Source organism: Streptomyces sp. 3-6 (genome assembly GCF_056323165.1).
Genome location: NZ_JBWHZP010000005.1, coordinates 35,055 through 58,556, shown reverse-complemented (window position 1 = coordinate 58,556; position 23,502 = coordinate 35,055). Strand labels below are relative to the sequence as shown.

The 23,502-nt window shown below is 74.1% G+C and carries 20 protein-coding genes; 8 read left to right on the top strand and 12 right to left on the bottom strand.

Features of this window, described 5'->3' with window-relative positions; genetic code table 11:
* Positions 1 to 27: 27 nt before the first annotated feature.
* Entirely contained in the window at positions 28 to 522 is a 495-nt protein-coding gene (locus AC02VZ_RS09140) for a hypothetical protein (protein WP_432053569.1), read from the top strand.
* A gap of 290 nt (positions 523 to 812) precedes the next feature.
* Here the strand turns inward: AC02VZ_RS09140 and AC02VZ_RS09135 are convergent, their stop codons facing one another.
* From AC02VZ_RS09135 to fabG, 5 genes are all read right to left on the bottom strand, one after another.
* Positions 813 to 1,331: a hypothetical protein gene (locus tag AC02VZ_RS09135; protein WP_432053568.1), complete on the bottom strand. Its 519-nt coding sequence runs from the start codon at positions 1,329 to 1,331 to the stop codon at positions 813 to 815.
* A 137-nt stretch (positions 1,332 to 1,468) separates the two neighbouring features.
* Positions 1,469 to 2,152, bottom strand: a complete 684-nt coding sequence (ung, locus tag AC02VZ_RS09130) for a uracil-DNA glycosylase (protein WP_476475057.1) — start codon at positions 2,150 to 2,152, stop codon at positions 1,469 to 1,471.
* Positions 2,153 to 2,266: 114 nt separating this feature from the next.
* Entirely contained in the window at positions 2,267 to 3,853 is a 1,587-nt protein-coding gene (locus tag AC02VZ_RS09125; RefSeq protein ID WP_476475056.1) for an ABC transporter substrate-binding protein, read from the bottom strand.
* 312 nt (positions 3,854 to 4,165) lie between these two features.
* Positions 4,166 to 4,924 carry an SDR family oxidoreductase gene (locus tag AC02VZ_RS09120; protein ID WP_476475055.1) on the bottom strand — a complete coding sequence of 253 codons (759 nt, stop codon included), beginning with the start codon at positions 4,922 to 4,924 and terminating at the stop codon, positions 4,166 to 4,168.
* A 28-nt stretch (positions 4,925 to 4,952) separates the two neighbouring features.
* Positions 4,953 to 5,714 (bottom strand): 3-oxoacyl-ACP reductase FabG, encoded by a 762-nt coding sequence (gene fabG, locus AC02VZ_RS09115; protein ID WP_432053564.1) that lies wholly within the window; start codon positions 5,712 to 5,714, stop codon positions 4,953 to 4,955.
* A gap of 322 nt (positions 5,715 to 6,036) precedes the next feature.
* Between fabG and AC02VZ_RS09110 the strand changes: the two genes are divergently transcribed.
* Positions 6,037 to 6,564, top strand: coding sequence for an excalibur calcium-binding protein (locus AC02VZ_RS09110; RefSeq protein ID WP_476475054.1), 528 nt, complete (start codon positions 6,037 to 6,039; stop codon positions 6,562 to 6,564).
* 76 nt (positions 6,565 to 6,640) lie between these two features.
* Here AC02VZ_RS09110 and AC02VZ_RS09105 read toward each other — a convergent pair whose 3' ends face one another.
* A complete protein-coding gene (locus tag AC02VZ_RS09105; RefSeq protein WP_432053562.1) occupies positions 6,641 to 7,024 on the bottom strand; it encodes a DUF3037 domain-containing protein in 384 nt (127 codons plus the stop codon).
* Positions 7,021 to 7,785, bottom strand: a complete 765-nt coding sequence (locus AC02VZ_RS09100; protein ID WP_476475053.1) for a HipA family kinase — start codon at positions 7,783 to 7,785, stop codon at positions 7,021 to 7,023. Before AC02VZ_RS09100 ends, AC02VZ_RS09105 begins: the two co-directional genes overlap by 4 nt.
* A gap of 796 nt (positions 7,786 to 8,581) precedes the next feature.
* Between AC02VZ_RS09100 and AC02VZ_RS09095 the strand changes: the two genes are divergently transcribed.
* The 3 genes from AC02VZ_RS09095 (at position 8,582) to AC02VZ_RS09085 (ending at position 14,128) form a co-directional block, all read left to right on the top strand.
* Complete coding sequence (locus tag AC02VZ_RS09095; RefSeq protein ID WP_476475052.1) at positions 8,582 to 9,697, top strand: sensor histidine kinase; 1,116 nt, start codon at positions 8,582 to 8,584, stop codon at positions 9,695 to 9,697.
* Positions 9,685 to 10,338 (top strand): response regulator, encoded by a 654-nt coding sequence (locus tag AC02VZ_RS09090; protein ID WP_476475051.1) that lies wholly within the window; start codon positions 9,685 to 9,687, stop codon positions 10,336 to 10,338. The genes AC02VZ_RS09095 and AC02VZ_RS09090 overlap by 13 nt, the downstream gene beginning before the upstream one ends.
* A gap of 523 nt (positions 10,339 to 10,861) precedes the next feature.
* Positions 10,862 to 14,128, top strand: a complete 3,267-nt coding sequence (locus tag AC02VZ_RS09085; RefSeq protein ID WP_476475050.1) for a helix-turn-helix transcriptional regulator — start codon at positions 10,862 to 10,864, stop codon at positions 14,126 to 14,128.
* 325 nt (positions 14,129 to 14,453) lie between these two features.
* Here AC02VZ_RS09085 and AC02VZ_RS09080 read toward each other — a convergent pair whose 3' ends face one another.
* From AC02VZ_RS09080 to AC02VZ_RS09065, 4 genes are all read right to left on the bottom strand, one after another.
* Positions 14,454 to 16,082 (bottom strand): ATP-binding cassette domain-containing protein, encoded by a 1,629-nt coding sequence (locus AC02VZ_RS09080; RefSeq protein WP_476475049.1) that lies wholly within the window; start codon positions 16,080 to 16,082, stop codon positions 14,454 to 14,456.
* Positions 16,079 to 18,775, bottom strand: a complete 2,697-nt coding sequence (lanKC, locus tag AC02VZ_RS09075) for a class III lanthionine synthetase LanKC (RefSeq protein WP_432053556.1) — start codon at positions 18,773 to 18,775, stop codon at positions 16,079 to 16,081. Before lanKC ends, AC02VZ_RS09080 begins: the two co-directional genes overlap by 4 nt.
* Before the next feature lie 114 nt (positions 18,776 to 18,889).
* Positions 18,890 to 19,003, bottom strand: a complete 114-nt coding sequence (locus tag AC02VZ_RS09070; RefSeq protein ID WP_432053555.1) for a class III lanthipeptide — start codon at positions 19,001 to 19,003, stop codon at positions 18,890 to 18,892.
* Between the two features lie 115 nt (positions 19,004 to 19,118).
* Positions 19,119 to 19,229, bottom strand: coding sequence for a class III lanthipeptide (locus AC02VZ_RS09065; RefSeq protein ID WP_399852944.1), 111 nt, complete (start codon positions 19,227 to 19,229; stop codon positions 19,119 to 19,121).
* A 524-nt stretch (positions 19,230 to 19,753) separates the two neighbouring features.
* Between AC02VZ_RS09065 and AC02VZ_RS09060 the strand changes: the two genes are divergently transcribed.
* Positions 19,754 to 20,302, top strand: a complete 549-nt coding sequence (locus tag AC02VZ_RS09060) for a Rieske (2Fe-2S) protein (protein WP_476475048.1) — start codon at positions 19,754 to 19,756, stop codon at positions 20,300 to 20,302.
* Between the two features lie 448 nt (positions 20,303 to 20,750).
* Positions 20,751 to 21,221: a pyridoxamine 5'-phosphate oxidase family protein gene (locus AC02VZ_RS09055; RefSeq protein ID WP_432053553.1), complete on the top strand. Its 471-nt coding sequence runs from the start codon at positions 20,751 to 20,753 to the stop codon at positions 21,219 to 21,221.
* Between the two features lie 348 nt (positions 21,222 to 21,569).
* Here the strand turns inward: AC02VZ_RS09055 and AC02VZ_RS09050 are convergent, their stop codons facing one another.
* Positions 21,570 to 22,472 (bottom strand): LysR family transcriptional regulator, encoded by a 903-nt coding sequence (locus AC02VZ_RS09050; protein WP_432053547.1) that lies wholly within the window; start codon positions 22,470 to 22,472, stop codon positions 21,570 to 21,572.
* Between the two features lie 75 nt (positions 22,473 to 22,547).
* Between AC02VZ_RS09050 and AC02VZ_RS09045 the strand changes: the two genes are divergently transcribed.
* Positions 22,548 to 23,498, top strand: a complete 951-nt coding sequence (locus tag AC02VZ_RS09045) for a DMT family transporter (protein ID WP_476475047.1) — start codon at positions 22,548 to 22,550, stop codon at positions 23,496 to 23,498.
* Positions 23,499 to 23,502 lie beyond the last annotated feature (4 nt).

The window sequence follows — 23,502 nt, the reverse complement described above, 5'->3', positions numbered from 1 at the left end:
GCGCCCGGAGCCAGCAGACTGGCCCGGGTGCATCGAACGACGACGACAGCGGCCCTGCTGCTGACCGTGGCGGTGTCGGCCCTCGCGGGCTGTGTCACGGTCCCGCCCCCCTCCTCCGCCCCCCGGCCGCCGACGGCCCCGTCCGGGTCGGCGGTGCCGCCGGCCCCCGGCCCGGACGGGGTGGTGCGCACACCGGCCGTGCAGGCGCCGGCGCGGGAGGCCCTGGAGATGATCGGACCGTCCGACGCGGAGCGGCCGTCCGCCGCTCCCCCGCGGCCCACCGGCCCCCCGCCCACCGTGCCGGAGCGCCCCGTGCCGTCCCCCGACCGCGACCGGCCCTCCCGCCCGGACCGCCCCGCCCCGGGAGGCGAGGCCGCCGCACCCGGACCGGCCGTCGGGGGGCCGGGGTCGGGGCCGGCGCGCGGCCGGGGTGCGGACGTGTGCGCGCTGGGCAGGACGTACGGCCACTGGCCGCAGGACAGCCCGCAGGCGGCGATCTGCCGGGAGGTCTACGGGCGGTGAGGCGGCAGACGGTGGACGGCCCGTTGCCGCGCGGCGACGGCCGCGGACCCCCGCGACGCGGGCCCGACGGAGGACCGGCGCCCAGCAGGTATTCCGGGGCCGGTGCGCCGGTGCGGTGGCCGGCGGCCCCGGGGTCGGTGCGCGGCCGGATCGGGCGCCGCCGGCGGAGCCGGTTCGCCGGGGTCCCCGGCATCACACGGATCACCGGGACCGTCGGCCCGCTGGGACCACCCGGGACCGTGGGGACGGCGGCAGCCCCGACGCCCCTACCTCCGCTGCCCCGACGCCCCCTACCTCCGCTGCCTCGGCGGCCCGCCCCCGCCGCCGGGAGGGCCGTCGCCCTCCCCCAGCCGGATCTCCAGCCGCCGGATGGCCGCCCGGACGCCGTCTCCGTAGGAGTCGTCGGCCAGGGCGACGGCCGCTGTCCTGGCCCGCCGGAGGTGGCTGCGGGCGGCGTCGGGGCGGCCCAGGCCGGCGTAGTCGGTGGCGAGGCTCAGGTGCAGCGCGGGGTACAGGGCCCGCACCTCGGCCGACGCCCCGGGCACCCCCGGGCCGCTCCGGAGCGCCTCCTCGGCGGCCGTCAACGCCCGCAGGTCCCAGGCCAGTTCGGCTTCGGGGTCGTCCTGGGTGTCGGCCAGGTAGTGGGCCAGGGTGCAGCGGTGCAGCGGGTGCCCGTCACCGATCTCCGCCCACAGGCCCAGCAGCCGGTGGCGCGCCTCCTCGCGGTCGCCCGCGTGGTGCAGCATCACGACTTGCCCGATGCGGGTCAGCACGGCGTCGGCCGCCGCCCGGCCCTGTCGTTCCGCCACCGCGCCCTCCGCACCGCTCGCCGGATGTCGCTCCCGACGCTAACCGCAGCCGGCCGCGACGGCGGACAGGGCGCCCCGTGGCGCACCGGCGGGTCGTCCGGGTGCGGGAACCCGGCGGTCCCGCACCCGGCGCCGGGTCAGCCGAGGTCGGGGATGGTCCAGTCGACCGGGGCGTGGCCCTGGGCGGCGAGGGCCTCGTTGATCTGCGTGAACGGGCGGGAGCCGAAGAACTTCTTCGCCGAGAGCGGGGAGGGGTGGGCGCCCTTCACCACCGTGTGACGGGACGTGTCGATCAGGGGCAGCTTCTTCTGCGCGTAGTTGCCCCAGAGCACGAAGACGGCCGGCTCGGGCCGGTCCGCCACCGCGCGGATGACCGCGTCGGTGAACCTCTCCCAGCCGCGGCCCTTGTGCGAGTTGGCCTCGCCGGCGCGCACCGTGAGCACCGCGTTCAGCAGCACCACGCCCTGCTCGGCCCATGGCATGAGGTAGCCGTTGTCCGGGACGGGCGTGCCCAGCTCCGCGTGCATCTCCTTGTAGATGTTGCGCAGCGACGGCGGGGTGCGCACGCCCGGCCGCACCGAGAAGCACAGACCGTGGCCCTGGCCCTCACCGTGGTAGGGGTCCTGGCCGAGGACCAGGACCTTGACCTTGTCGTAGGGGGTGGCGTCCAGCGCCGCGAAGACCTCCTCGCGGGGCGGGTACACGGGGCCCTTCGCCCGCTCCTCCTCGACGAACTCCACCAGCTCCTTGAAGTAGGGCTGCTGCAGCTCGTCGCCCAGAACCCCGCGCCAGGACTCGGGCAGCATGGCGATGTCGGTCACGTCAACGTCCTCACGATTGCGGTCACTTGCCGGTGCCCGCAACCTACCGGCGACCACTGACAACGCCCTCCGCGCGGGGGCGGACGACCGACCCCGCGCGGGCTGCCCGGTCCGTCACCAGCTGGTCTTGCGGGAGAGCTCCCACATCATCATGATCGTCGAGGGGTCCAGGGCCCGCTCGCCGCCCGAGATGTCCCGGCTGGCCGCGACGTACTGCCGGCCCTGCCACAGCGGGAGCAGTCGCGCGTCGTCGACGAGGATCTCCTGGGCCTCCTCGAACTCGCGGACCACGTTGCCGCGGTCGCTCTCCCGGCGGGAGCGCGGCAGCAGCACGTTGGTGATCTGGGTCGCCTCGTAGGGCGTGCCGAGCGCGTTCTGCTTGCCGACGAACGGGGCGATGAAGTTGTCCGCGTCCGGGAAGTCGGGGAACCAGCCACGCCCGAAGACCGGGTACTCGCCCTTCTGGTAGCCGGCGACGTACGTCTTCCACGGGCGGCTCTTGAGCGTGATGTCGAACAGCTTGGACGCCTCCAGCTGCCGTTCGAGCTCCTTGAACTCCACCGCGGTCGCGGATCCGTAGCGGTCCGTGGTGTACCAGAACGTCAGCGGGACCTTCTGCGTGATGCCCGCGTCGGTGAGGATCTGCTTGGCCTTGGCCACGCTGGGCTCGCCGTAGTTGTCGAAGAAGCCGGTCGTGTGGCCGGTCAGCCCCTTGGGCACCATGGAGTACAGCGGGTCGACGGTGTCCTTGTAGACCTTGTGCGCGATGGCCCCGCGGTCGATGACCTGCGCGATGGCCCGGCGCACCTCCTTCTTGCCCGCCCACGGGTCCTTGGGGTTGAACACCAGGTAGCTGATGTCGGTCCCGGTGCCCTCGACGAGCTGGATCTCGTCCTCGGAGCCGGTCTTGCTCTGGAGGTCGATGATGTCGTCGGCGGCGAGACCGCGGTAGGTGATGTCGACCTCCTTGCCGCGCAGCGCCTCGACCATCGGCTGGGATTCCTGGAAGTAGCGGACGGTCACCGCCTGGTTCCGCGGCTTGGCGAATCCCTTGTACGTGCCGTTGCGGACCAGTTCGGCCGTCTTGCCCTCGTCGTAGGACTTCAGCGCGTACGGGCCGGAGCCGACGATGCCGCTCTCCTTGCGCAGGGCGTCGGCGGGGTAGTCGTCCGGGGCGACGATCGACATGGCGGGCGTGGCCAGGACGAACGGGAAGGTCGCGTCGGGCTTGTTGAGGTAGAAGACCACCTCGCGCTCGCTCGGCGCCTGCACCCGCTCCAGGCTGCCGAGCAGACCCGCCGGTCCGCCGTTGACGTTGATCTTGCGGATGCGGTCGATGGAGTGCTTGACCGCCTTGGCGTCGAGGGTGGCGCCGTCGGAGAACTTCAGCCCCTCGCGCAGTTCGCAGCGGAAGACCTGGTTGGAGTCGTCCGAGAAGGCGCAGCTCTCGGCGGCGTCCGGCTGGGGCGTCGTCGCGCCGACCGGATAACTCAGCAGGGTCTGGTAGATGTTGCGGAACAGCTCCCAGGAGCTGTCCCAGGAAGCGGCAGGATCCAGCGTGCTGGGCGCACTGGTCGTCCCCACGACGATTGGCTCCTCGTCATCCGGGGTATCGGACGACAAGACGCCGCATCCGGCGACCAACGACGATATGGACGCGATGGCCGCCATCCGCCGCAGGCCTCGGTTCCGGTTGAACACGCGCACGCTCCTCGATCTGCCGTACCAAGGGTCGGCAGACGATACCGCAGTGTTCCGCGTGCTGACCCTCCCCCGGACGACAGTTGAGATCGAGCCGCAACCGACGGCGACGCCATATCCCCCCACAAGCCCCGGAACGCCGACACGGGCTTCCCTTTCGTCAAGGAAAGCCCGTGCCGGGACCGTCGGGTCAGCTCCGTACGGAGCGGTTGCTCCGCCGCCGGGGCCGGGTGTCCGCGCAAGCGGTCGCTCCCGCCGCCCGGGGCGTGGTGTCCGCGCAAGCGGCTGCTCCGCGGCCCGGGCGGGGCGCGGTCAGACCACTCCGGCCTTCAGGAAGACGCCGCCGTCGACCACGAGGGTCTGGCCGGTCACCCAGTCCGACTGCTGCGAGGTGAGGAACGCGGCGGCGCCGCCGATGTCGGAGGGCACACCGAGCCGGCCCAGCGGGTAACCGGCGGCGGCCTCCTCCTCCCGCCCCTCGTACAGGGCCTGCGCGAACTTCGTCTTCACCACGGCCGGGGCGATGGCGTTGACCCGGACCTTCGGCGCGAACTCGTGCGCGAGCTGCACGGTCAGGTTGATCAGGGCGGCCTTGCTGACGCCGTAAGCGCCGATGAACGGCGAGGGCGCCAGGCCCGCGACGGACGCGATGTTGACGATCGCGCCGCCGTTGTCCTTCTGCCAGGCGTGCCAGGTGCGCTGGGCGAAGCCGAGCGCGGAGACCACGTTGGTCTCGAAGACCTTGCGGGCCACGTTCAGGTCGAGGTCCGCGATCGGCCCGAACACCGGGTTGGTCCCGGCGTTGTTGACGAGGTAGTCGACGCGGCCGAAGGTCTCCATGGTGCGCTCGACGGCGACGGCCTGGTGGGCCTCGTCGTGCGCCTTGCCGGCCACGTACATGGCGCGGTCGGCACCCAGGGTCTCGACGGCCTCCTTCAGGGCGTCCTCGTTGCGGCCGGTGATGCACACCCGGTCGCCGCGCGCGACGAGCGCCTCGGCGACGCCCAGGCCGATGCCCCGGCTGGCGCCGGTGATCAGGGCGACCTTGCCCGAGAGTTCCACTGCGGTCATGTCCAGTGCTCCAGTCGTCCCGGTCGTCCTAGTCGAGCGGCCCGCCGGCCACGTACAGCACCTGGCCGGAGACGAAGCCGGCCGCTTCCCCGGTGAAGAAGGCGATGGCGTTGGCGATGTCGTCGGGCTCGCCGACCCGGGCGACGGGGATCTGGGTGGCCGCGGCGGCCTTGAAGTCCTCGAAGCCCATGCCGACGCGGTCGGCGGTGGCCTTGGTCATCTCGGTGGCGATGAAGCCGGGGGCGACGGCGTTGGCGGTGACGCCGAACTTGCCGAGCTCCTTGGCGAGGGTCTTGGTGAAGCCCTGGAGGCCGGCCTTGGCGGCGGAGTAGTTGACCTGGCCCCGGTTGCCGAGCGCGGAGGAGGACGACAGGTTGACGATGCGGCCGAAGCCCGCGTCGACCATGTGCTTCTGGCAGGCCTTCGACATCAGGAAGGCGCCGCGCAGGTGCACGTTCATGACCGTGTCCCAGTCGGAGACACTCATCTTGAACAGCAGGTTGTCGCGCAGCACGCCCGCGTTGTTGACCAGGATGGTGGGAGCGCCGAGCTCCTCGGCGATCCGCGCGACGGCGGCCTCGACCTGCGCCTCGTCGGAGACGTCGCAGCCGACGGCGATCGCCCTGCCACCCGCGGCGGTGATCTTCTCGACGGTGTCCTTGCAGGCGGCCTCGTCGAGGTCGATCACGGCGACGGCACGGCCCTCGGCGGCCAGTCGTACGGCGGTGGCGGCGCCGATGCCGCGCGCGGCACCGGTGACGACCGCGACCCGCTGCTCAGTGGTGGACATTGCTGCTTCTCCTCGCCCTTGGGGTGCGGCTCCAGCGGTCCGGCCCATCGGTGAGCGACCGCTTAGTACCTTCAGCAGACGTGACGCTAGAAGCCCTGGCACGCGGTGTCAACGGCGCGTCCGGCCCGTGTGATCCATTACCCGTCTCCCGGACGCCCCATCCGCCGCCCCATCCGCCGCCCCGGCGGCGGCACCGGCCGGGCCCGCGCCCCCGGCCGCACGCCCGGCACGGCACCCGATCGGCCCACGGCCGCGCGCCCGCGGAGACCGGCGGACCTAGCGTCGGAGGCCGAGCCATCCGTGGCCGGAAAGGAGGCGCTCCATGCGCCGTCGTACCGGTGCCATAGGCACACTGATCGCGCTCACCGCGGTCCTGCCGGCCGCCCCCGCGCACGCCCAGGACCTGGACTGCCGCGACTTCACCTACCAGGAGGACGCGCAGGCGCTGTTCGACTCCGACCGCCGGGACCCGCACCGTCTCGACGAGGACCAGGGCCCCGACGACGGCATCGCCTGCGAGGCACTCCCCCGGCGCGCCGGCGGCACCGCCTCCTCGACCAGTTCGCCCCGTCCGACGACGGCCGCCCCGTCCGCCTCGCCCGCCGGACCCACCACCGCCCCGCCCACCGGGCCCACCGCCGTCCCCACGACGACGCCCGCGCCCGAGCCGCCGCCCGGCGTGGCCGGCACCTCGACGTCCCCCGCCGCGGTCGCCTCGCGCGGGGTGCGGGGCGGGCTGGGCGGCTCCTCCGACAGCGGCCCGAGCGGCCTGGAGCTGGGCATCGGGGCGGCCTTCGTGGCCGGCGCCCTCGCTGTCGGCGGCTACCTCCTCAGGCGCCGTCGGTCCTGACCCCGCGGCTACCGCACCAGGCCACCGGTCCTGATCCCGCGGCTACCGCACCAGGCCACCGGTCCTGGCCCCGCCGCTACCGCACCAGCAGGTTCAGCAGCCGTTCCGTCTCGGTGGCCGGGTCGGCGGTAAAACCGGTGTGCACCGGGCCGGGCTGCACGATGGTGGAGCGGGGCGCGATCAGCCAGCGGAAACGGCGGCCCGCGTCGTCCTGCGCCGCCTGGCCCGCCCCGTCCCCGCCCGCGCAGACCCGCTCGACGGCCCGCAGCGCCGCCCGCACGCCCGGGAGGTCGACGTCCGGGTCGAGGGCCAGCAGGCGGGCCTCGTCCAGATGGGTGCGCGCCGCGACGAAGGACAGCGGCCGGCAGTACAGCAGGACCCCGGCGTTGACGCACTCACCGCGTTCGACGCGCGGCACCACCCGCAGCAGCGCGTACTCGTAGACGTGCCGGCCGCTCACCGGTCCTCCTCGATGCCGTCGATGTGCCGGTGGACGGTGGCCGCGCGGGCGAGCAGCGGGCGCGCGTAGGCCCGCCGCAGGTCGTCCGGGGTGTCGAAGCCGGGCTCGTCGTGCAGCCAGGCGTCCGGCACGGCGGCGGTGACCTCGGCGAGCAGGTCCTCGGTGACCAGCGGCGCGAGACGCGCGGCGGCGGCCCGGACGTCCGGCGCGAACGTGCGCAGCACGTGGTCGGAGGCGTCGTAGGGGCGGGCGGCGGAGGCGTCGGCGCCGGGCCAGTTGTGGTGCCAGATCATGGTCGCGCCGTGATCGATGAGCCACAGTTCCCCGCGCCGGAGCAGCAGGTTGGGGTTGCGCCAGGAGCGGTCGACGTTGTTCACCAACGCGTCGAACCAGACGATCCGCCCGGCCTCCTCCGGGTCCACGTCGAAGGCCACCGGGTCGAACCCGAGGGCACCGAAGAGGAACTCCATGCCGAGATTGGTGCCGCCGCTGCTGCGGAGCAGCGCCTGCACCTCCTGGTCGGGCTCCCCCAGGCCGAGCACCGGATCGACGTCGACGGTCACCAGGCGCGGCACCCGGAACCCCAGCCGGCGGGCGAGTTCCCCGCACACGACCTCGGCGACCAGCGTCTTGCGGCCCTGGCCGGCGCCGGTGAACTTCAGCACGTAGGCGCCCAGGTCGTCGGCCTCGATCAGCCCGGGCAGGGAGCCTCCCTCGCGCAGGGGCGTGATGTAGCGGGTGGCGGTGACTCCGGTCAGCACGTTCCCAGGCCATCCGATCCGCCGGCCCTGCCGTCCGTGTCCGACTCCGGACACCCGGGGCCCGGGAGTCGGGCACGGTCAACCGGCGGAAGAATGCGGGGAGTTCCGGCCGGCACGCTGATCTCCCCTCTTCCCGAGCGTCCCGTCGAGGACGGCGCTCTGTCGAGGCCGGTGCGCTGCTGCTCCGGGCCTCCGGCGTGACGTGAGCATAGTAACCGAGCGTGACAGCCGCCGCGGAACGCCCGAGCCGTCGCGCGGAGATCACCGCGGACTCCCCCGCCGCCCGCAGGATCGAGGCGTAACGCTGCCGCGGCACGTGGAAGCCGCCCTTCGGCACCGCCCGCCACCGCCACCCCTACGCCTCCTCGGGACGCGGCGGGGCGACGCCCGGCCACCGTCGGCGCGGGCTTTCTGGTGTACGTGCTCCGGGTATGCGCGTGCCAGGTGTACGCGCTCGGGTGTTCGCGGCCGCGAGCTGTTTCCCACCGGGCCGCCGAGCGGGTCGGGCGGGACGACGCACACGGCCGTGCGTCCCGGCACGGGGCTGAACGCGGGGGCGTTACGGACGTTGATCTTCCGAGTCTGGGCGATCTGCGACCGAACTGCGCTCGGCATGGACATGTTGGGGCAGAATACGTGGCGTCGTGGACACGTACCGGCGCCGCGGGTCCCATCCCGTCCCGCACCGGACCGCGCGGCGCCCCGGGCAGGGAGGCGTGGCGTGGCTTTGTCGGCGGTGCCCTTGTGGTTACGGCGACCCGGACTGTCGCGTGAACGGACCGCGGTGGGCTCGGGGTTGCAGCGCGCCAGGTCCTTCATGGTGCTGGCCACCCTGCTCTACCGGGTCAGCCATCTGACGGTGGGTCTGGTCGCGGTCCTCCAGCACCAACGCGACCAGCCGGTGCCGTACGTGCTGCTCGCGCTCGCGCTGGGGCTGAGCGCGCTCGTCCACGGTACGGCGCTGCGGAGCGGGTGGTTGCAGCGGCGGCACATCTGGGCGGACGTCCTGGTCAACGGGGTCGGGCTGCCGCTGGCCCTGTACGCCTGGGGCGGCGCCGACAGCTCCGCCGCGCTCGGCTGGACGATGCTGCTCGGCGGCTCGGCGTGCGCCACCGCCGCCCTCGTCCTGGACCGGCTCCAGGTGGTCGGCGTGGTCGTCCTCCTCGCCGCCGCCCATCTCCTGGGCTACCGGCTGGTGGACGCCAGCACCGCGGTCGTCCTCGGTCACACCAACTCGCTGCTCTCGTCCGCCGCGATGGCCTGGGTCTTCTGGTGGTACCTGCGGCGCCAGGGCCGGCTGCTGGACGACGCCAACGCCCGCGCGCTGGCCGCCGAGGCGGCCAAGGCCCGGTACGCCGAGCGGCTGGAACACCACCGGCTGCTGCACGACACCGTCCTCGCCACCCTGACCACCCTCGCCGCCGGCGGGGTGGACGCCAACGCCCCCGCGGTGCGGGAGCGTTGCGCCCGCGAGGCGGCGTATCTGCGCCGGCTGATCGAGCGGACCACCGACGAGGTCCACCACCGGGGGATCAGCGAGGCACTGGAGGAGGTGATAGGCGCCGCGGAGAGCCTGCGGCTGCGGGTCACCGCCCGCTACCACGCCCTGCCCGAAGTGCCGCCGGAGGTCTCCGGCGCCCTCGCGGACGCGGTCCGGGAGGCGTTGAACAACGTGCGCCGGCACGCGGGCACCGACCACGCCTACCTCACCGCCACCGGCGACCCGGAACGGCCCGGGACCGTCGTGGTCACCGTCGTCGACCGGGGACGCGGGTTCGATCCGCAGCGGCACGAACCCGGTCTCGGGCTGCGCCGCTCGGTCTGCGGGCGGATGACCGCTGTGGGCGGCCGGGCCGAACTGGACACCGAACCCGGTGAGGGCGTACGAGTGGAGCTGAGATGGCCCGGGTGATCACCGTCGCACTGGTGGACGACGACCGGATGCTCGCCGACGGCATGCGGGCCTGGCTGGAAGGGGTGCCGGGCCTGCGACTGGTGGCCACCGCCACCACCCCCGCGGAGCTGCTCCGCCTGCCCGACCCGGAACCGTCGTACGTGCCCCCCGACGTGGTGCTGCTCGACCTCCGGCTGGGCGACGGCTCCGACCCGGCCGACAACATCCGGCTGCTGCTGAACTCCGGGAGCCGGGTGCTGGTGATCAGCACCGTTCCGGACCGGGCCCGGATCATGGAGTCGGTACGGGCCGGCGCGGCCGGCTATCTGACCAAGGACAACGACCTGCCGACCCTGGTCGCCGCGATCGAGGACGTCGCCGCCGGCCGCAGCGCCCACTCCCCGGAACTCGCCTTCGCCTGCGCGCACGACGAGAGCCCCACCCGCCCCCGGCTCTCGCCCCGGGAGCGGCAGATCCTGCTCGACTACGCGTCCGGGATGACGCTGAAGTCGGCCGCCCGGCGCGCCGGCATCACGGTGCACACGGCCAAGGACTACCTGGACCGGGTCAAGGCCAAGTACCGCCAGGTGGGCCGGCCCGCGTACACGAAGATCGACCTGGCCCGGGTGATGCGGGAGGACAGCCTGGACGCGCAGTGAGCGGGCGGCGGTGCGGGCGCAGGTGCCGGTGCCGGTATCGACGTCGGTTTCCGGGGCCGGGGCCGGTTCCGGAGTTCCGGTTCCGTTCCGGGTCAGGGCCACGTGTTCTCGCGCCGCCGCGTCGTGCGGACCTGCCGCCCCGGAGCGGCCGGGCACTGCGCCGGGCCGGGCGGTGACGCGGAGGGCGGCGGCCCTCCTGCAGGAGGGCAAGGGACACAACGGGGGCCCACAAGCCCCCCAAATGGACGGCTGTAGAGGGGCTGTGCACCGTTCCTATCCTTGGTCCCGGCTGTTCGGCGCGGGGCGACGGGAGGGCGAACCGGTGCACCGACCTCGCGCCGACGGCACGGGGTGGCGCCCGCCCGCGGCACCCCTGCCTCCCGTACGTCCCGCTGCTCCGTTCCGTCCCCAACGCCTGCTTCCTCCGCTTCGCTCCGCCCGGTGCCCGGCGCCGCGCCCCTGCGTCCCGGGCCCGCACGGCCGATCGGGCCGAGTCCTCTCTTCCCCACCTCAGGAGAGACAGATGACGCAGCTCCACGTCCGCCCCGCCGTTGTCCCCGTCGTCCTCGGTCCGCTCCCCTCCGGGCCCCGGGCCGTCCCCGGAGTCGGTGAACCACCCGAGGAGCAGACGGAGTTCGTCGGCCGGGCAGCCGAACGGGGGCGGATCGCCGCCGCCCTGGCCGCCGCGCGAGCCGGCCGGGGCGGGGCGATCTTCGTCACCGGCGAGCCCGGCGCGGGACGGACCCGGCTCGCCGCCGAGGCGCTCGCCGCGGCCGGACCAGGCGTGGCCACCACGAGCGGCCGGGCCAGTACGGTCGGCTCGGTCGTGCCGTACCGCCCGCTGGTCGAGGCGCTGCTGTCGCTGGCCCGTGCCGGACTCCTGCCAGGTCAGGAGGAACTCGGCTGCTACCAAAGGGTGTTGACTCGTCTGCTGACCGGCACCCCGGGGGTCGGCTCCCCGTTGGCGGTCGCCGAGGCCGTCCTGCGCCTGGTCGCCGTCGTCGGTCGGCGGCGCGGGGCGCTGCTGCTGGTCCTCGACGACCTGCACGACGCCGACCCCGGCACCCTGACGGTGGTCGAGTACCTGCTGGACCACCTCGCACGGCTGCCCGCCGTCCTGCTGCTCACCGCCCGGAGCGAGCCGTGCGTGGCGGTCGAACTCGCCGCCCGGGCGCGGCAGCGCGGCACCGCGGTCGTCCTGGACCTGGCCCCGCTCGACCTCGACGAGGTGCGCCGGCTGGTCGCCACGGTACGCCGGATCCCCGCGAGCGAGGTCGACGCCGAGGTGGTCCACCGGGTACGGCAGTACAGCGGCGGCATCCCGTTCGTCGCCGTCGAACTGCTCCGGCAGCCCGGTGGCGGCGGCGAACGGCTCCTCCGGTCTCATCCGCAGCACCACCACAGACCGGCGGTGCCCGGCGCGGTCGCCCACAGCATCCGATGTCGCACCGCCCGTCTCACCCCGCTCGGTACGGAGTTACTGAACGCGGCGGCGCTCTGCGGCCCGCGCTTCCCGTTGCCGGTGCTGCATCGCGCGCTCGGCTGCACGGACGCCGATTTCACCGCGGTGGTCCGGGCGGCGACCGCCGCCCACCTGATCGTGCCCGACGCCGACGACCCGCGGTGGTACGCCTTCCGGCACCCCCTGGTGGGCCACGCGCTGCTGGCCGATCTCGGACCGGTCGGCCGCGCCGCCCACGCCCGTCGGGTCGCCGCCGCCCTGGTCGCACTCCACCCGGAACTCCCCGGCGGCTGGGGCGTACTCGCCGCGGACCTCCACGCCCAGGCCGGCGACACCGCGCAGGCCGTCCGGTTGTACTGCGCCGCGGCGGAACGCAGCGTGAGAGCGAACGGCGGCGCCGGGGCGGAGGGCGGCGCGGGGGCGGATCACGGTACGGCGGGTGAGGGTACGGGGCTCGGGGACGGTACGGCGGACGGGCGTACGACGGGAGTCGGGGGCGCGGTCGTCCTGCTGGACCGGGCGCACCGGCTGGCCGGTCCCGAGACCCCGCCCGAGCTGCGGACCACCGTACTGGCCCGCCTGCTGGACGCCGCCGCCTGGTCGGCCCGCTTTCAGCCGGTGGCCGCGCTGCTCACCGGCGAGGAGGCGCCGTCCGAGGACCTCCCCGCCGCGTCCCGCGCCGTACTTCACGCCCGCCTGGCCGAACTCTCGCTCCTCACCGGGCGGTTGGCGACCGCCGAACGGCACCTCGACACCGCCCACTGGCTGCTCGGCGACGAACCGGCCGACGCCGACACCGCCGTGGTCGACCTGGCCGCCGCGCACGCGCAGCTCCACCGGCCGGCGCCCGAGCGCCTGCGCACCGCCGCCGAACGCGCCGAACGCGCCCGGGCCGCCGCCCTGCGCGCCGAACGGCCCGCCCTCGCCTGCCGTGCTCTGCTCCTCCTCGCCCGACTCGCGGAGGATTACGCCGAGTCGGCCGCCCGGGCACGGCTGGAGGAGGCCCGAACGCTGGCCCTGGCCCACCACCTCCCGGTGCTCCGGCTGGCCGCCGAGGCCGAGTTGGCCCGGCTCGCCGCGGACCGCGACGGCTGCCTGTCCCCGCTCGAAGACGCCCACCGGGAGGCGGTCCGCCGGGGCGTACTCCCGTTGGCGCTGCACCTCTGCCTGGCGATGGCCCTGGAGCGGATCCGTCGCGGCGAGTTCGAGACCGCCGGGGAGAAGATCCGTGCGGCGACCGCCGAGGCCGAACGGCTCGGCCTGGTGGGAACGCTGGCCGAGCTGCGGCTGGCCGAGGCGGTACGCCTGGCCCATCAGGGCCGCCGCGCGGAGGCGGAGAGCGCGTTGGAGAGGCTGGAGTCGGTGGCCGACGCCGCCCCCGGCCTGCGCCCGGTGGCGTACGGGCTGGCGCGCGCCTTCTGCTCGCTGCTGGAGGAACGGCCGGGCGACGCGGAGCGGGAACTCGCCCAGGCGCTCGCCCTCGACGCGGAGAACCCCTCGACCGCCGACTTCGGCCGCCACGGACTGGCGGTGCTGCTGGGCGTGTTGGCGGGGCGGCTGGGCCGGCAGCACCTGCCCGGCACCGCCGGCGCCGGCGGCACCCGCTGGAACCGCCAGTTCGCCGGGCTGGCCCACGCCGTCCTGCTGGGCCGCGAGGGCCGCACCGGAGCGGCGACCGCCGCGGCGGCAACCGCGCTGGAGGCCGCCACCGCCCACCCCGTCGCCCGCCACCTGGCGGTCCGCCTGGTCGCCCCGGCAGCGCACCGGGACGGCTGGGGCACCCCGGTGGAGTGGCTGCGCGAGGCCGAGGAGTACTTCCACGGTGCCGGGCTGCGAGCCCCCGCCGGCGCCTGCCGCGCGCTGCTGCGCGGCATGGGCGCCACGGTCCGGCAGCGGCGCACCGGCACCGAGCGGGTACCACCGGCGCTGCGCCGGTGCGGTGTCACCGCCCGGGAGTTCGAGGTGGCCCAGCTGCTCGCCGAGCGGGTCGCCAACAAGGACATCGCCGCCCTGCTGCACATCTCCCCACGCACCGTGGAGAAGCACGTGGCGAGCCTGCTCCAGAAGACCGGCCACCCCGACCGCACCTCCTTCGCCACCGCCGTCCGCGCCACCCCGGCCCTCTTCGAGGGCACGGGTGCGGGCACGGGGGGCGGCATGGGTGCGGACCTGGGTGTGGGCATGGCTGTGGGCGTGGGTGTGGGCATCGGTACGGAGACCGGTCGCGGTACGGGGACGGGTAGGGGTATGGGGATCGGCAGGGCCCGGCTCACCCCGACCTCACCCGCCTTCCCGTCGGTCGGCACCGCCGGGAGGGCGAGCGGCTGAGCCCCACGCCCGGCCGCAAGCCCCCGGGGAGCCCGGCGAGCAGCTTCGCGGGTACCCGGTACGGGTCCGCTTTCCCCCTTCCCGTACGGCAGACCCTGAACGGTCCTGCCGGCGGTCGTCGGTCGCCGGCGGCCCGTACCGGGCTCCTGGCACCGGGGGCGGAGGTGGCACGGGCTCGGAGAGGCCCCCCTTGAGGTCGGAGGGACGGTGGCGCTGGAGCGGGGTGCCCCGCCCTCCGGAGACGGGGGCAGTCCCCGGCCACGGAGGCCGTCCCCCGGACACGGGGGCCGTCCCCCGGGCCCGGAGGGCCGTGCCGTCGGCCGGTTCACGGGGAGGGGACCGATGGGTGGGCGGACGTCAGTCGGCGCGCGGTGGGCTGCTCCGCCGCGCCCGCGTCCGGCGCCGGGCCGGCCGCCGGGCCCGGCTTCGGCGGTGGTGGCAGGGTGACCACGCGGTCGAAGTGGCTGTCCAGCACCTCGTCGCCGTGGTGCACCACCAGCAGCGCCCGCCCCTCGGTCCGCCCGCTCAGCTCCCGGAACACCACGTCCCGGCCGAGTTCGTCGAGGTTGGCGAACGGCTCGTCGGCGAGGTAGGCGTCCGCGTCCTCGCTCAACAGCGCGCCCACCCCGACCCGTTGCCGCTGCCCGGAGGAGAGGTTCGAGGGAAGCTGGTCGGTCAGTCCGTCCAGGCCGAGCGCGGCGCGCAGCTCCTCGTCCGGCACCAGCTCACCCACCGGCAGTGGCGGGAGGTTCACCGGCGCGGTCAGGCTCGCCACCCGCGGCGGGAGGACGACCGTACCGGTGTCCGGGGCGAGGGTCCCGGCGACGACGTGCAGCAGGGTGGTCTTCCCGCAGCCGTTGGGGCCGCGGAGCAGGACGCGCTCACCGGTGCCCAGGTCGAAGTCGGCGACCGGCACCTCCTTGGCGTCCGGCACCTCCGCGGTGTCGTCGTAGCGGACCCGTACCCCGCGCAGCCGTACCGCGGGGCCCTCGTCGGCGTAGGCGGACCCGGGGGCGTCGCGCAGCGACCGGATCCGGCGCAGCACCGCGTTGCTCCGCCGGACCTGCGGAATCATGTTGATCAGGTCGAAGATGCCGGAGACCGCCCGCCACAGCGAGTTCACGAAGGCGAGGAAGCTGCCGAAGGACATCCGGCCGGTGAACACGAAGAACGCCCCGACCACCATCGACGCGGTGTCCGACAGGTTCATCACCAGGTCGCTGAGGGTCCGTTGCTTCAGCGACAGGCGGTAGTTGACGTAGGTGAGGTCCAGGAAGCCGCTCAGCGCACGCCGGTTGACCGCCCGGGTGCCCGGGAGCAGTGCGGGCAGGCCGCGCAGCGCGTGGAAGGACTCCAGGGTGCGGGTGAGGCGGCTGACGTAGCCGGCCTCGGCCTCCCGTTCGGGCTCCGTGTTGTCCTCGATCCGCTTGGCCAGCCGGTTGCTCACGACCACCAGCGGCGGCACGATCACCAGCAGGATCAGGCTGGCCTGCCAGGACAGGTAGAGCAGCACGCCGACGAAGACCACCGAGGAGACCAGCGTCCGGCCGATCCGGATGCAGACGTCCATCGCGGGAAGGACGCCCTCGGTGACGTCGTTGTGGATCCGGCTGACGTACGAGGCGTTCCCGGGTCCGGTCAGCTTGCGGCTGTCCAGGCCGAGCGTACGGTCCAGCAGTTCGGTCTCCAGCGTCAGCATGAACGCGTTCTCGAAGCGCTTGCGCCACGCGGAGATCCAGAACGCCGCCAGGTTGAGGCTGATGCCGAGCACCAGGTAGCAGCCGCCGAGGAAGAGGAAGCGCCGCAGGTCGGCGGTCATGATCGCCTGGTCGAACAGCGCCTTGAGCAACAGCGGGTGGAGCAGCGCCTCGATCCCGCCGGTGCTCGCCTCGGCGATCAGGATCGCCACGAACCGCGGGCGATGCCCGCGCAGGGTCACCCACAGTTCCTTCACGGCGCCACCTCGTCCAGCAGGAAGGCGGGCCGGCCGCCGTGGTTGACCCGGTGCAGAACCCGCAGCACCCCGGCCGAGCCGGTCAGGTAGTCGGTGGAGCAGCGCAGCAGTCCCTCGCCGGGGACGCCCAGCGGCACCGGCCCGTCGTCCTCGCGCGGCACCCCGAAGCGCTCGGCCGGCTCGAAGAGGAACACCGAGCGCACGTAGTCGAGTTGGCGCAGCGCGGTGTCCCGGTAGGCGCGGTCGCCGGTGAACTCGGCCGCGTCCAGCAGCGCCTCGGCCACTCCGGTGAGCCCGAAGCAGTACGCCGGGAGCACCGAGAAGCGCACTTCCAGACCGCGCAGCACCTCCCGGGCAGCCTCCAGGTCGCCGTAGCGCAGCAGCACCTGCGCCACGCCCGCCGACCCCACCTCGATGTACGGCTCCATGGTGCCCTCGTGCTCGAACATCTTCCGGCCCTCGTCGTCCAGCTCCTTGAGCCGGCTCATCTCCCAGGCCAGGGCCTCCCGACCGAGCCGCAGCCACTCCTCCTCGCCGGTCACCTGGTGCATCCGCAGCAGGAAGAGCGCCACCCCGGCCTGGCCGAAGCCCAGCCCGGTCAGCGGCTCCTCCCCGGTGAACTCGTTGCGCCAGTGGGCCATTCCGTCCGAGCGCTCCGCGCGCTCGCGCAGCACCCGCGCGCACTCCCGGGCGGCGGCCAGGTCGACCGGGTCCCGGCCGTGGTGGAAGAAGCGGAGGTTGGTCACGCCCAGGCCGCTGAGGCCGTAGTAGAAGGTGTGGTCGCCGACCTCGAGCGCCCGCCGGTTGGCGTGGCCGAGCAACTCCCGTGCCCGCGAGCCCAGTCCGAGCTCGTCGGCCGCCCAGGCGATGCCCGCGAGACCGGCCATCAGCCCGTCCGGGTAGTCGCGTACGTCCAGGTCGGCGATCCGCTCGGCCAGCCAGTCGCGCCACTGCGGCCGTACCGGCACACCGGAGGCGTGCAGCGCCCACAGCACCCCGCTCGCCCCGAAACCCAGGCTCAGCGGGTTGGTGACGTGCGCGAACGGGTCCACCGGGAAGAGCGTGGAGCGCTCGGGGTCGGCCACTGCGGTGACGAACGCGGCCACCCCGGCCTCCGCCTCCACCAGCCGCGCCGGCTCCGGCAGCTCCGGGGGTGGCGGAGCGGCCGTCACGAGGTCTACCAGCTCCGAGCCGTCGACCAGCTCCTCCAGCACGTCGGTGAGGGTGATCCGGTTCGCGGCCAGGTCCATGATCAGGGTGTGGATCCGCTCCGGCCAGCCCAGCGCGTCGACGAAGACCCGGTAGCTGTCCAGGATGTCCGTGCGCAGGTAGGACATGGCGGCGATCGGGAAGACGAAGTACGCCATGGTGGTGGCCAGGCCGAACAGGTCACCCTCCGGGCCCACCGCCCGGTAGAGGTGCCCGGAGAGGCTGAACCCCGGGGTGAACAGCTCGACCGGCTTCGCCAGGGCCGCGTCGTCGCCCGCCTCGGTGCCCGGCGCCTCGATCAGCCGGCACGCTTCCAGGTCGACGATGGTCACCTCGTGGGTGGTGGTGTCGATGAGCAGGTTCGCCGGGGTGAAGTCGCCGAGGATCACCCCGTGTTCGTGGGCCGCCCGGATCGCCCGGGCCAGCGCGCGGAAGACGTCCAGGAAGAGCCGCAGGAAGTCGCGGGACCGTTCGAGGTCGAAGCCGGGCCGGGCCAGCGGGTTGTCGGCGAGCAGCACCGTGCGGATGTCGGCGCCTTCCACGAACTCCTCGGCGATGTAGTGGTGCTCCCAGTGCTCGAAGTACGCGATCGGCCGCGGATAGGCCCCCACGTCGGCCAGCCGGTTCAGGAACATCCACTCCCGGGCCAGGATGTCCACCGCGTCGTGGCCCTGCCGCGGATTGGGGTTGGTGTGCGGGCGGGCCTCCTTCAGCACCACCTTGCGGTCCCCGTCCGCGGTGTCCTCGGCGGTGTAGACCCCACCGCTGTTGGAGAACTGGATCGCGCCGGTCACCCGGAAACGGCCGCCCAGCAGCCCGTCGTCCTCCGGCTCCTCGGCCGGCTTCCAGTCGTCGAACGGCCACTCCACCCACCAGGGCTGGGCGTATCCGGGCCGCCGGTCGTCGGGCACCGGCCCCTCCGGCCCCTCGATGTGCGCCACCGGCCGCCCGAGCACGTCCACCGCCCGCGAGTGCAGGAACTGGCCGTAGCGGAAGTACAGCGCCCTGCTGTCCCGGTAGCGCATGTCGGACAGCACGTACGCGCCCTCGACGCCGTCCAGCAGCCGGGCCAGGTCGGCCAGACAGGACCGGAACTCCGCGTCGTCGCGCGGGTAGACGGTGACCAGCTTGCCGCCGCTGCCCCGGGACATGCCCTTGGAGTTGAGCATCTCGTACACGTTGAGGTCGAGGGCGATCTTGAAGTCGGCCTCCCGGTCGACCAGGTGGCGGATCACCACGTTCGCCACCCGGTGCACGCTGCGGTGGTCCGCCGACACGTGGATCTTCCAGCCCTGCGCGGGCAGTGCGGGGTTGTGCCGGTGGCTCCACCAGATCCCGCTGCGGACGAAACGCGCTCGGGTCCGCTCGTCGAACCCGGCGAGGAAGTGGTCCTCCCGCGGGTGGTAGTAGACGTCCAGCGGGTCGAAGAACAGGGTGTCGTTCCAGGCGAAGAGGAAACGGTTGATCCAGCGTTCGTCGCGCATGTCAGCCTCTGTGGTCGTCGTCCGGGGGCCGCGGGTCGAAGCGGTGGCCGGCGGGGCACGGGCGGAGCGGTCCGGGCGCGGGCACCCGGTGCCCGCGCCCGGACCGCCCGGGGACTACTGCGGCTGCTCGGCGCTGCAGCAGGTGCTGCTGCTGCTGGTGATGCTGAGCGGGCCGCGGGCCGCGGCCGAGGTGGACGGCTGCAGGGTCTGGAGCTTCAGCACACTCATCTGGATTCCTCCCGGAGTACGGATGGGGGGCGGGGGTGGGGTGGTCACCCCCGGATCGCCGGTGGCGGCGGTCCCGACGGGGACGCGGGCGCGACTCCGTCCGGACCGCCGGCGATCACTGCGGCTTGGTGGTGCAGCAGGAGCTGCTGCTGCTGGTGAGGCTCACGGGGCCGCGGTTCGCCGCCGAGGTGGACGGCTGCAGGGTCTGGAGCTTCAGCACACTCATGGGACTCCCCCTTGGGGTACGGCTGCAGTGGCAGGCCGCCCGGGCGGGCGGCGACCCCGAGTCAACCCCCGCCCGACGCGGACCACATGGGGACTCCGCCCCCATAATCCGGTCCCTCCACCCCCACTCGGCCGCCCGCTCCCCCACCCCCGAATGCGGGTACCGGCGCCCCACCCGCCTCCGGCGGGGACCGGTGCCCCTTCCCTCCCCGCCCCGCAGGCGGGCCGCCACGCCCGGACGGCAACGCTCCGCCCCACGACGACGGACCGCCCCGGTGGAACCAGCCGCCCGTGGGAACGCGACCCGTGGGAACGCGGCCCGGTGGAACCGACCCGTGGAAACGTGGCCCGGCGGACCGGCCCGTGGGAACGCGGTCCGGAAGCGGCGGCCGGTGCCGACAGCCGAACGACAGCTGTGGCTTACGTCCCCCCGACCCCCGGGCGGCCAAGCTGGGACCGCTGAACGGCGTGGGCCCGCCGGCCGTACCTGTCCACGGATCAACCTCCCCGGAAGGGACGCACCGCATGACCAGGGCATCGCTCGAACCCACCCCCGAGATCCCGGCCGCATCCGAGCAGGACGACGCCGCCCCCGGACCCGGGCGCCGGGCCGTGATGGCGACGGTCACCGCCGCGGGTCTCGCCGTGGCGCTGACCGCGTGCGGAGGTTCCGACGACTCGCCGTCCGCCGGCGCTTCCGGCGACTCCTCGTCCGCCGCCGGCTCGGACGACTCCGCCGGCGGCTCGGCGGACGACGACGGCGGCGGGAGTGAGGGCGGCGAGGCCGGTGCCGCGCTCGCGACCACCGCCGAGATCCCCGAGGGCGGCGGCAAGGTCTTCGCCGACCAGAAGGTCGTGGTCACCCAGCCGTCCGCCGGGGAGTTCAAGGCCTTCTCGGCGAACTGCACCCACCGGGGCTGCGCGGTGCAGAGCGTCGCCGACGGAGTGATCAACTGCCCCTGCCACAACAGCAACTTATCCATCACCGACGGCAGCGTGCGGGGCGGACCCGCGCCGAAGCCGCTGCCGTCCGTGCCCATCACCGTCGACGGGGACTCGATCTCGCTGGCCTGAACCGCCGGGACCGGACCGCACGACCCCCTCCGCCCGGCGGATGCCGACGCCGCCTCCTCCGGGCGCCGGGGCGGTGAGCCGCCGGCACCCGCCGGGCCACCGTCCCCTCCACCGGGACGGCGGCTCGGGCGCCCGCTACCGCACAGGTGGCAGGACCACCGATGCGGTCGCGGGCCGCCGGCGCGCCGAGTCCGCCGGCTCGGTCGGCGCACGGAATCCGACCGGCGGGCGGGGGCGGACCCCGGCGGGTCGGCGCACGACGGTGCCGGACGCACCGGGCAGGCGACCGTGCGGCGTGCGACCGTGCTCTCGCGCACGGTCCTCCCCGGTCACCGCCGACCGGGTGGTGAGTCGGCGTACATTGCGCGGAGCGGGAGAACGACCCATCCTTTTCTGACGTGATGTCAGAGGATCTCCTCTGGCACGACGTGAGAGAAAGAGAGGCCGTATGAGCGCCACGCAACGCCGGGGCCGGAAGATCATGATGACGCCCGGCGAGCTGGACGATTTCCTCACCGCCCAGCGCACCTGCCGGGTGGCCACGGTGTCGGCCGACGGCGCACCGCACGTGAGCGCGCTCTGGTTCGCCTGGGACGGCGTCTCGCTCTGGCTGTACTCGGTGGTGCGCAGCAAGCGCTGGACGCAGCTGCGCCGTGACCCGCGGATCGCGATCGTGGTGGACACCGGCGAGGAGTACGACCAGCTGCGCGGGGCGGAACTGTCGGGCCGGGCCGAGTTCGTGGGCGAGGTCCCCCGCGTCGGGGACCTGCACGCCGAACTGGACGTCCCGGAGACACTGTTCGCCCGGAAGTACTTCGGCCTGGAGGAACTGCCGCACGACGGCCGGCACGCCTGGGTACGACTGACCCCGGAGAAGGTCGTGTCCTGGGACTTCAGGAAGCTGGGGGCCGCCGGTTAGGCCCTGCCAGGACGCCCCCGAGCGGTACGGTCCCGGCCACGCCGCTCCCCTCCCGCCGACGGTCCGAACACGGCACCGTCGAGCGGGAGCCCCCAGGGTCACCGGGACACGGGCGCCCAGCCGGCGCCCCCGGGACATCGAGCGGCTGGCGCCGGCCGACTCCCCATGCGCTCGGGCCCGCCAACACGCGGCCGGGACACACGGGGCATGCCTCGCGTTCCGGGTCCGCCCCTGTCCCCGGGAACCGTCCGGGCACCCGCCCGACGCGCACCGCAGGCCGCGTCCGAGGCGCGGCGTCGCAGGCCGCGTCCGAGGCGCGGCGTCCTTTCGGCGCGGGGCGGCGGCCGGTCAGCCGACGCGCTCCCCCGCCGCCCGTAGTTCCCGTACCGCCGCGCGGATGGACGGGCGGCGGTCGGCGTCCGCGCGCCAGACGACGTACACGTGGCGGCGGACCCGCTGCCGGAGGGGGATGGTGACCACGCCGGCGGGCAGCGGGTCGCGGCCCAGCAGCGGGACGACGCACACGCCGAGGCCCGCCGCGACGAGGCCGAGCTGGGTGTGGCTCTCGGCGGCGCGGTGGCCGATGATCGGCTCCACACCCCGCGAGCGCAGCGTGAACATCAGCCACTCGTGGCAGAACTCGCCCTCGCCCCAGGTGATCCATTCGTCGTCGGCGAGTTCGGCGAGGTCCACCTCCTCCCGGCCGGCGAGCCGGTGTCCGGCGGGCACCGCCACGTCGGCCGGGTCGTCCAGGAGGGGCGCCTTCACCAGGCCGTCCGGCAGCGGCATCGGCTTGTTGTACCAGTCGAGCACCACCGCCAGGTCGAGGTCGCCGCGCACCACCCCGGCGATGCCCCGCTCGGGCTCCAGCTCGCGGGAGCGCACGCGCAGGGCGGGGTGCTGCTCGCGCAGGGCCGCCAGGGCGAGGGGGAACAGGCCCCGCGCGGCGGTGGGGAACGCCGACACCCGCAGCTCGCCGACGACCTGCCCGCGCTGCGCCTCCAGGTCGGCCTGGGCCAGCTCGACCTGGGACAGGATGCGGCCGGCGTGTTCGGCGAGCAGCCGGCCCGCGTCGGTGAGCCGTACGCCGCGGCCGTTCTTCGCCAGCAGGCGCTGCCCGACCTCACGCTCCAGCTTGGCCATCTGCTGCGACACGGCGGAGGTGGTGATGTGCAGTCCCGCGGCGGCGCCGCTGACCGAGCCGTGCCGGGCGAGGGCGTCGAGGGTCCGTAGGCGCTCCAGGTTCAACATGTAAGCGATGCTACGAGATATCGGGTGCGAATTCTCGATTGTGCTACGAGATGACGGTCCTTCATCGTGGCATCCATGAGCAGCACGACCACCACCACGACCACCCCCCAGGGTCCCGCCCGTCGGACACCCGGCCGCACCCGCCGCCGGCCGGACTGGCGGCTCCGCTTCGGCGCGCTGTCCCTGATCTGGGGGTTCAGTTTCCTCCTGATCAAGGTCGGCACCGAGGGATACGCCCCCTTCCAGGTCACGCTCGGCCGGCTGGCCTTCGGGACGGCCGTGCTGGCCACGGCGATGGCCGTGCGCCGTGAGCGGCTGCCGCGCGGACTGCGCACCTGGGGACACCTCGCGGTGGCCGGGTTCCTGCTCAACGCCCTGCCGTTCTCGCTGTTCGCGTTCGCGGAGCTGACCATCCCGTCCACCCTGGCGGGCATCTGCAACGCCACCTCACCGCTGTGGGGCATGGCCCTGTCGCTGGTGGCCCTGTCCGAGGACCGGCCGACCCGGGTGCGGCTGGCGGGTCTCGGCGTGGGATTCGTGGGGGTGCTGACCGTGCTGGGGGCCTGGCAGGGCTTCGAGGGCCTGGACGCGAGGGGCACGGCCCTGGCGCTGCTGGCGTCGCTGAGTTACCCGGTCGGCTGGATCTACGTCCGCCGCACCCTCGCCGGCAGCCCCCATTCCCACCTGTCCCTGACGGGCGGGCAACTGCTCCTGGCGACCCTGCAACTCGCCGTCGTCACCGTGCTGTTCACGTCCGCGCCGACCGGGCTCGCGGTCGTCCCGCTGCTGGCGATCGCCGCGCTGGGCACGCTCGGCACGGGCCTGGCGATGCTCCTCCAGTACGGCCTGGTCGCCGAGGTCGGCCCGACGACCGGCCAGATGGTGACGTACTTCGTCCCGGTGATCGCGGCGGCGGCCGGCGTCACGATCCTGGGCGAGCGGCTGACCTGGTCGATCCCGGTCGGCGCGGTGATCGTGCTGGCGGGCGCCGCGCTCACCCAGGTCAAGCCGCGCTCCTCCGGGTGAGGCG

What these genes read in the sequence shown, in the direction of transcription:
- lanKC (WP_432053556.1), bottom strand. Translation starts at nt 18,775, where the DNA reads ATGCGCGACGAACGCTGGATCAACCGTTTCCTCTTCGCCTGGAACGAC.
- fabG (WP_432053564.1), bottom strand. Translation starts at nt 5,714, where the DNA reads ATGTCCACCACTGAGCAGCGGGTCGCGGTCGTCACCGGTGCCGCGCGC.
- AC02VZ_RS09085 (WP_476475050.1), top strand. Translation starts at nt 10,862, where the DNA reads ATGACGCAGCTCCACGTCCGCCCCGCCGTTGTCCCCGTCGTCCTCGGT.
- AC02VZ_RS09060 (WP_476475048.1), top strand. Translation starts at nt 19,754, where the DNA reads ATGACCAGGGCATCGCTCGAACCCACCCCCGAGATCCCGGCCGCATCC.
- AC02VZ_RS09055 (WP_432053553.1), top strand. Translation starts at nt 20,751, where the DNA reads ATGAGCGCCACGCAACGCCGGGGCCGGAAGATCATGATGACGCCCGGC.
- AC02VZ_RS09070 (WP_432053555.1), bottom strand. Translation starts at nt 19,003, where the DNA reads ATGAGTGTGCTGAAGCTCCAGACCCTGCAGCCGTCCACCTCGGCCGCG.
- AC02VZ_RS09110 (WP_476475054.1), top strand. Translation starts at nt 6,037, where the DNA reads ATGCGCCGTCGTACCGGTGCCATAGGCACACTGATCGCGCTCACCGCG.
- AC02VZ_RS09045 (WP_476475047.1), top strand. Translation starts at nt 22,548, where the DNA reads ATGAGCAGCACGACCACCACCACGACCACCCCCCAGGGTCCCGCCCGT.
- AC02VZ_RS09090 (WP_476475051.1), top strand. Translation starts at nt 9,685, where the DNA reads ATGGCCCGGGTGATCACCGTCGCACTGGTGGACGACGACCGGATGCTC.
- AC02VZ_RS09120 (WP_476475055.1), bottom strand. Translation starts at nt 4,924, where the DNA reads ATGACCGCAGTGGAACTCTCGGGCAAGGTCGCCCTGATCACCGGCGCC.
- AC02VZ_RS09065 (WP_399852944.1), bottom strand. Translation starts at nt 19,229, where the DNA reads ATGAGTGTGCTGAAGCTCCAGACCCTGCAGCCGTCCACCTCGGCGGCG.
- AC02VZ_RS09050 (WP_432053547.1), bottom strand. Translation starts at nt 22,472, where the DNA reads ATGTTGAACCTGGAGCGCCTACGGACCCTCGACGCCCTCGCCCGGCAC.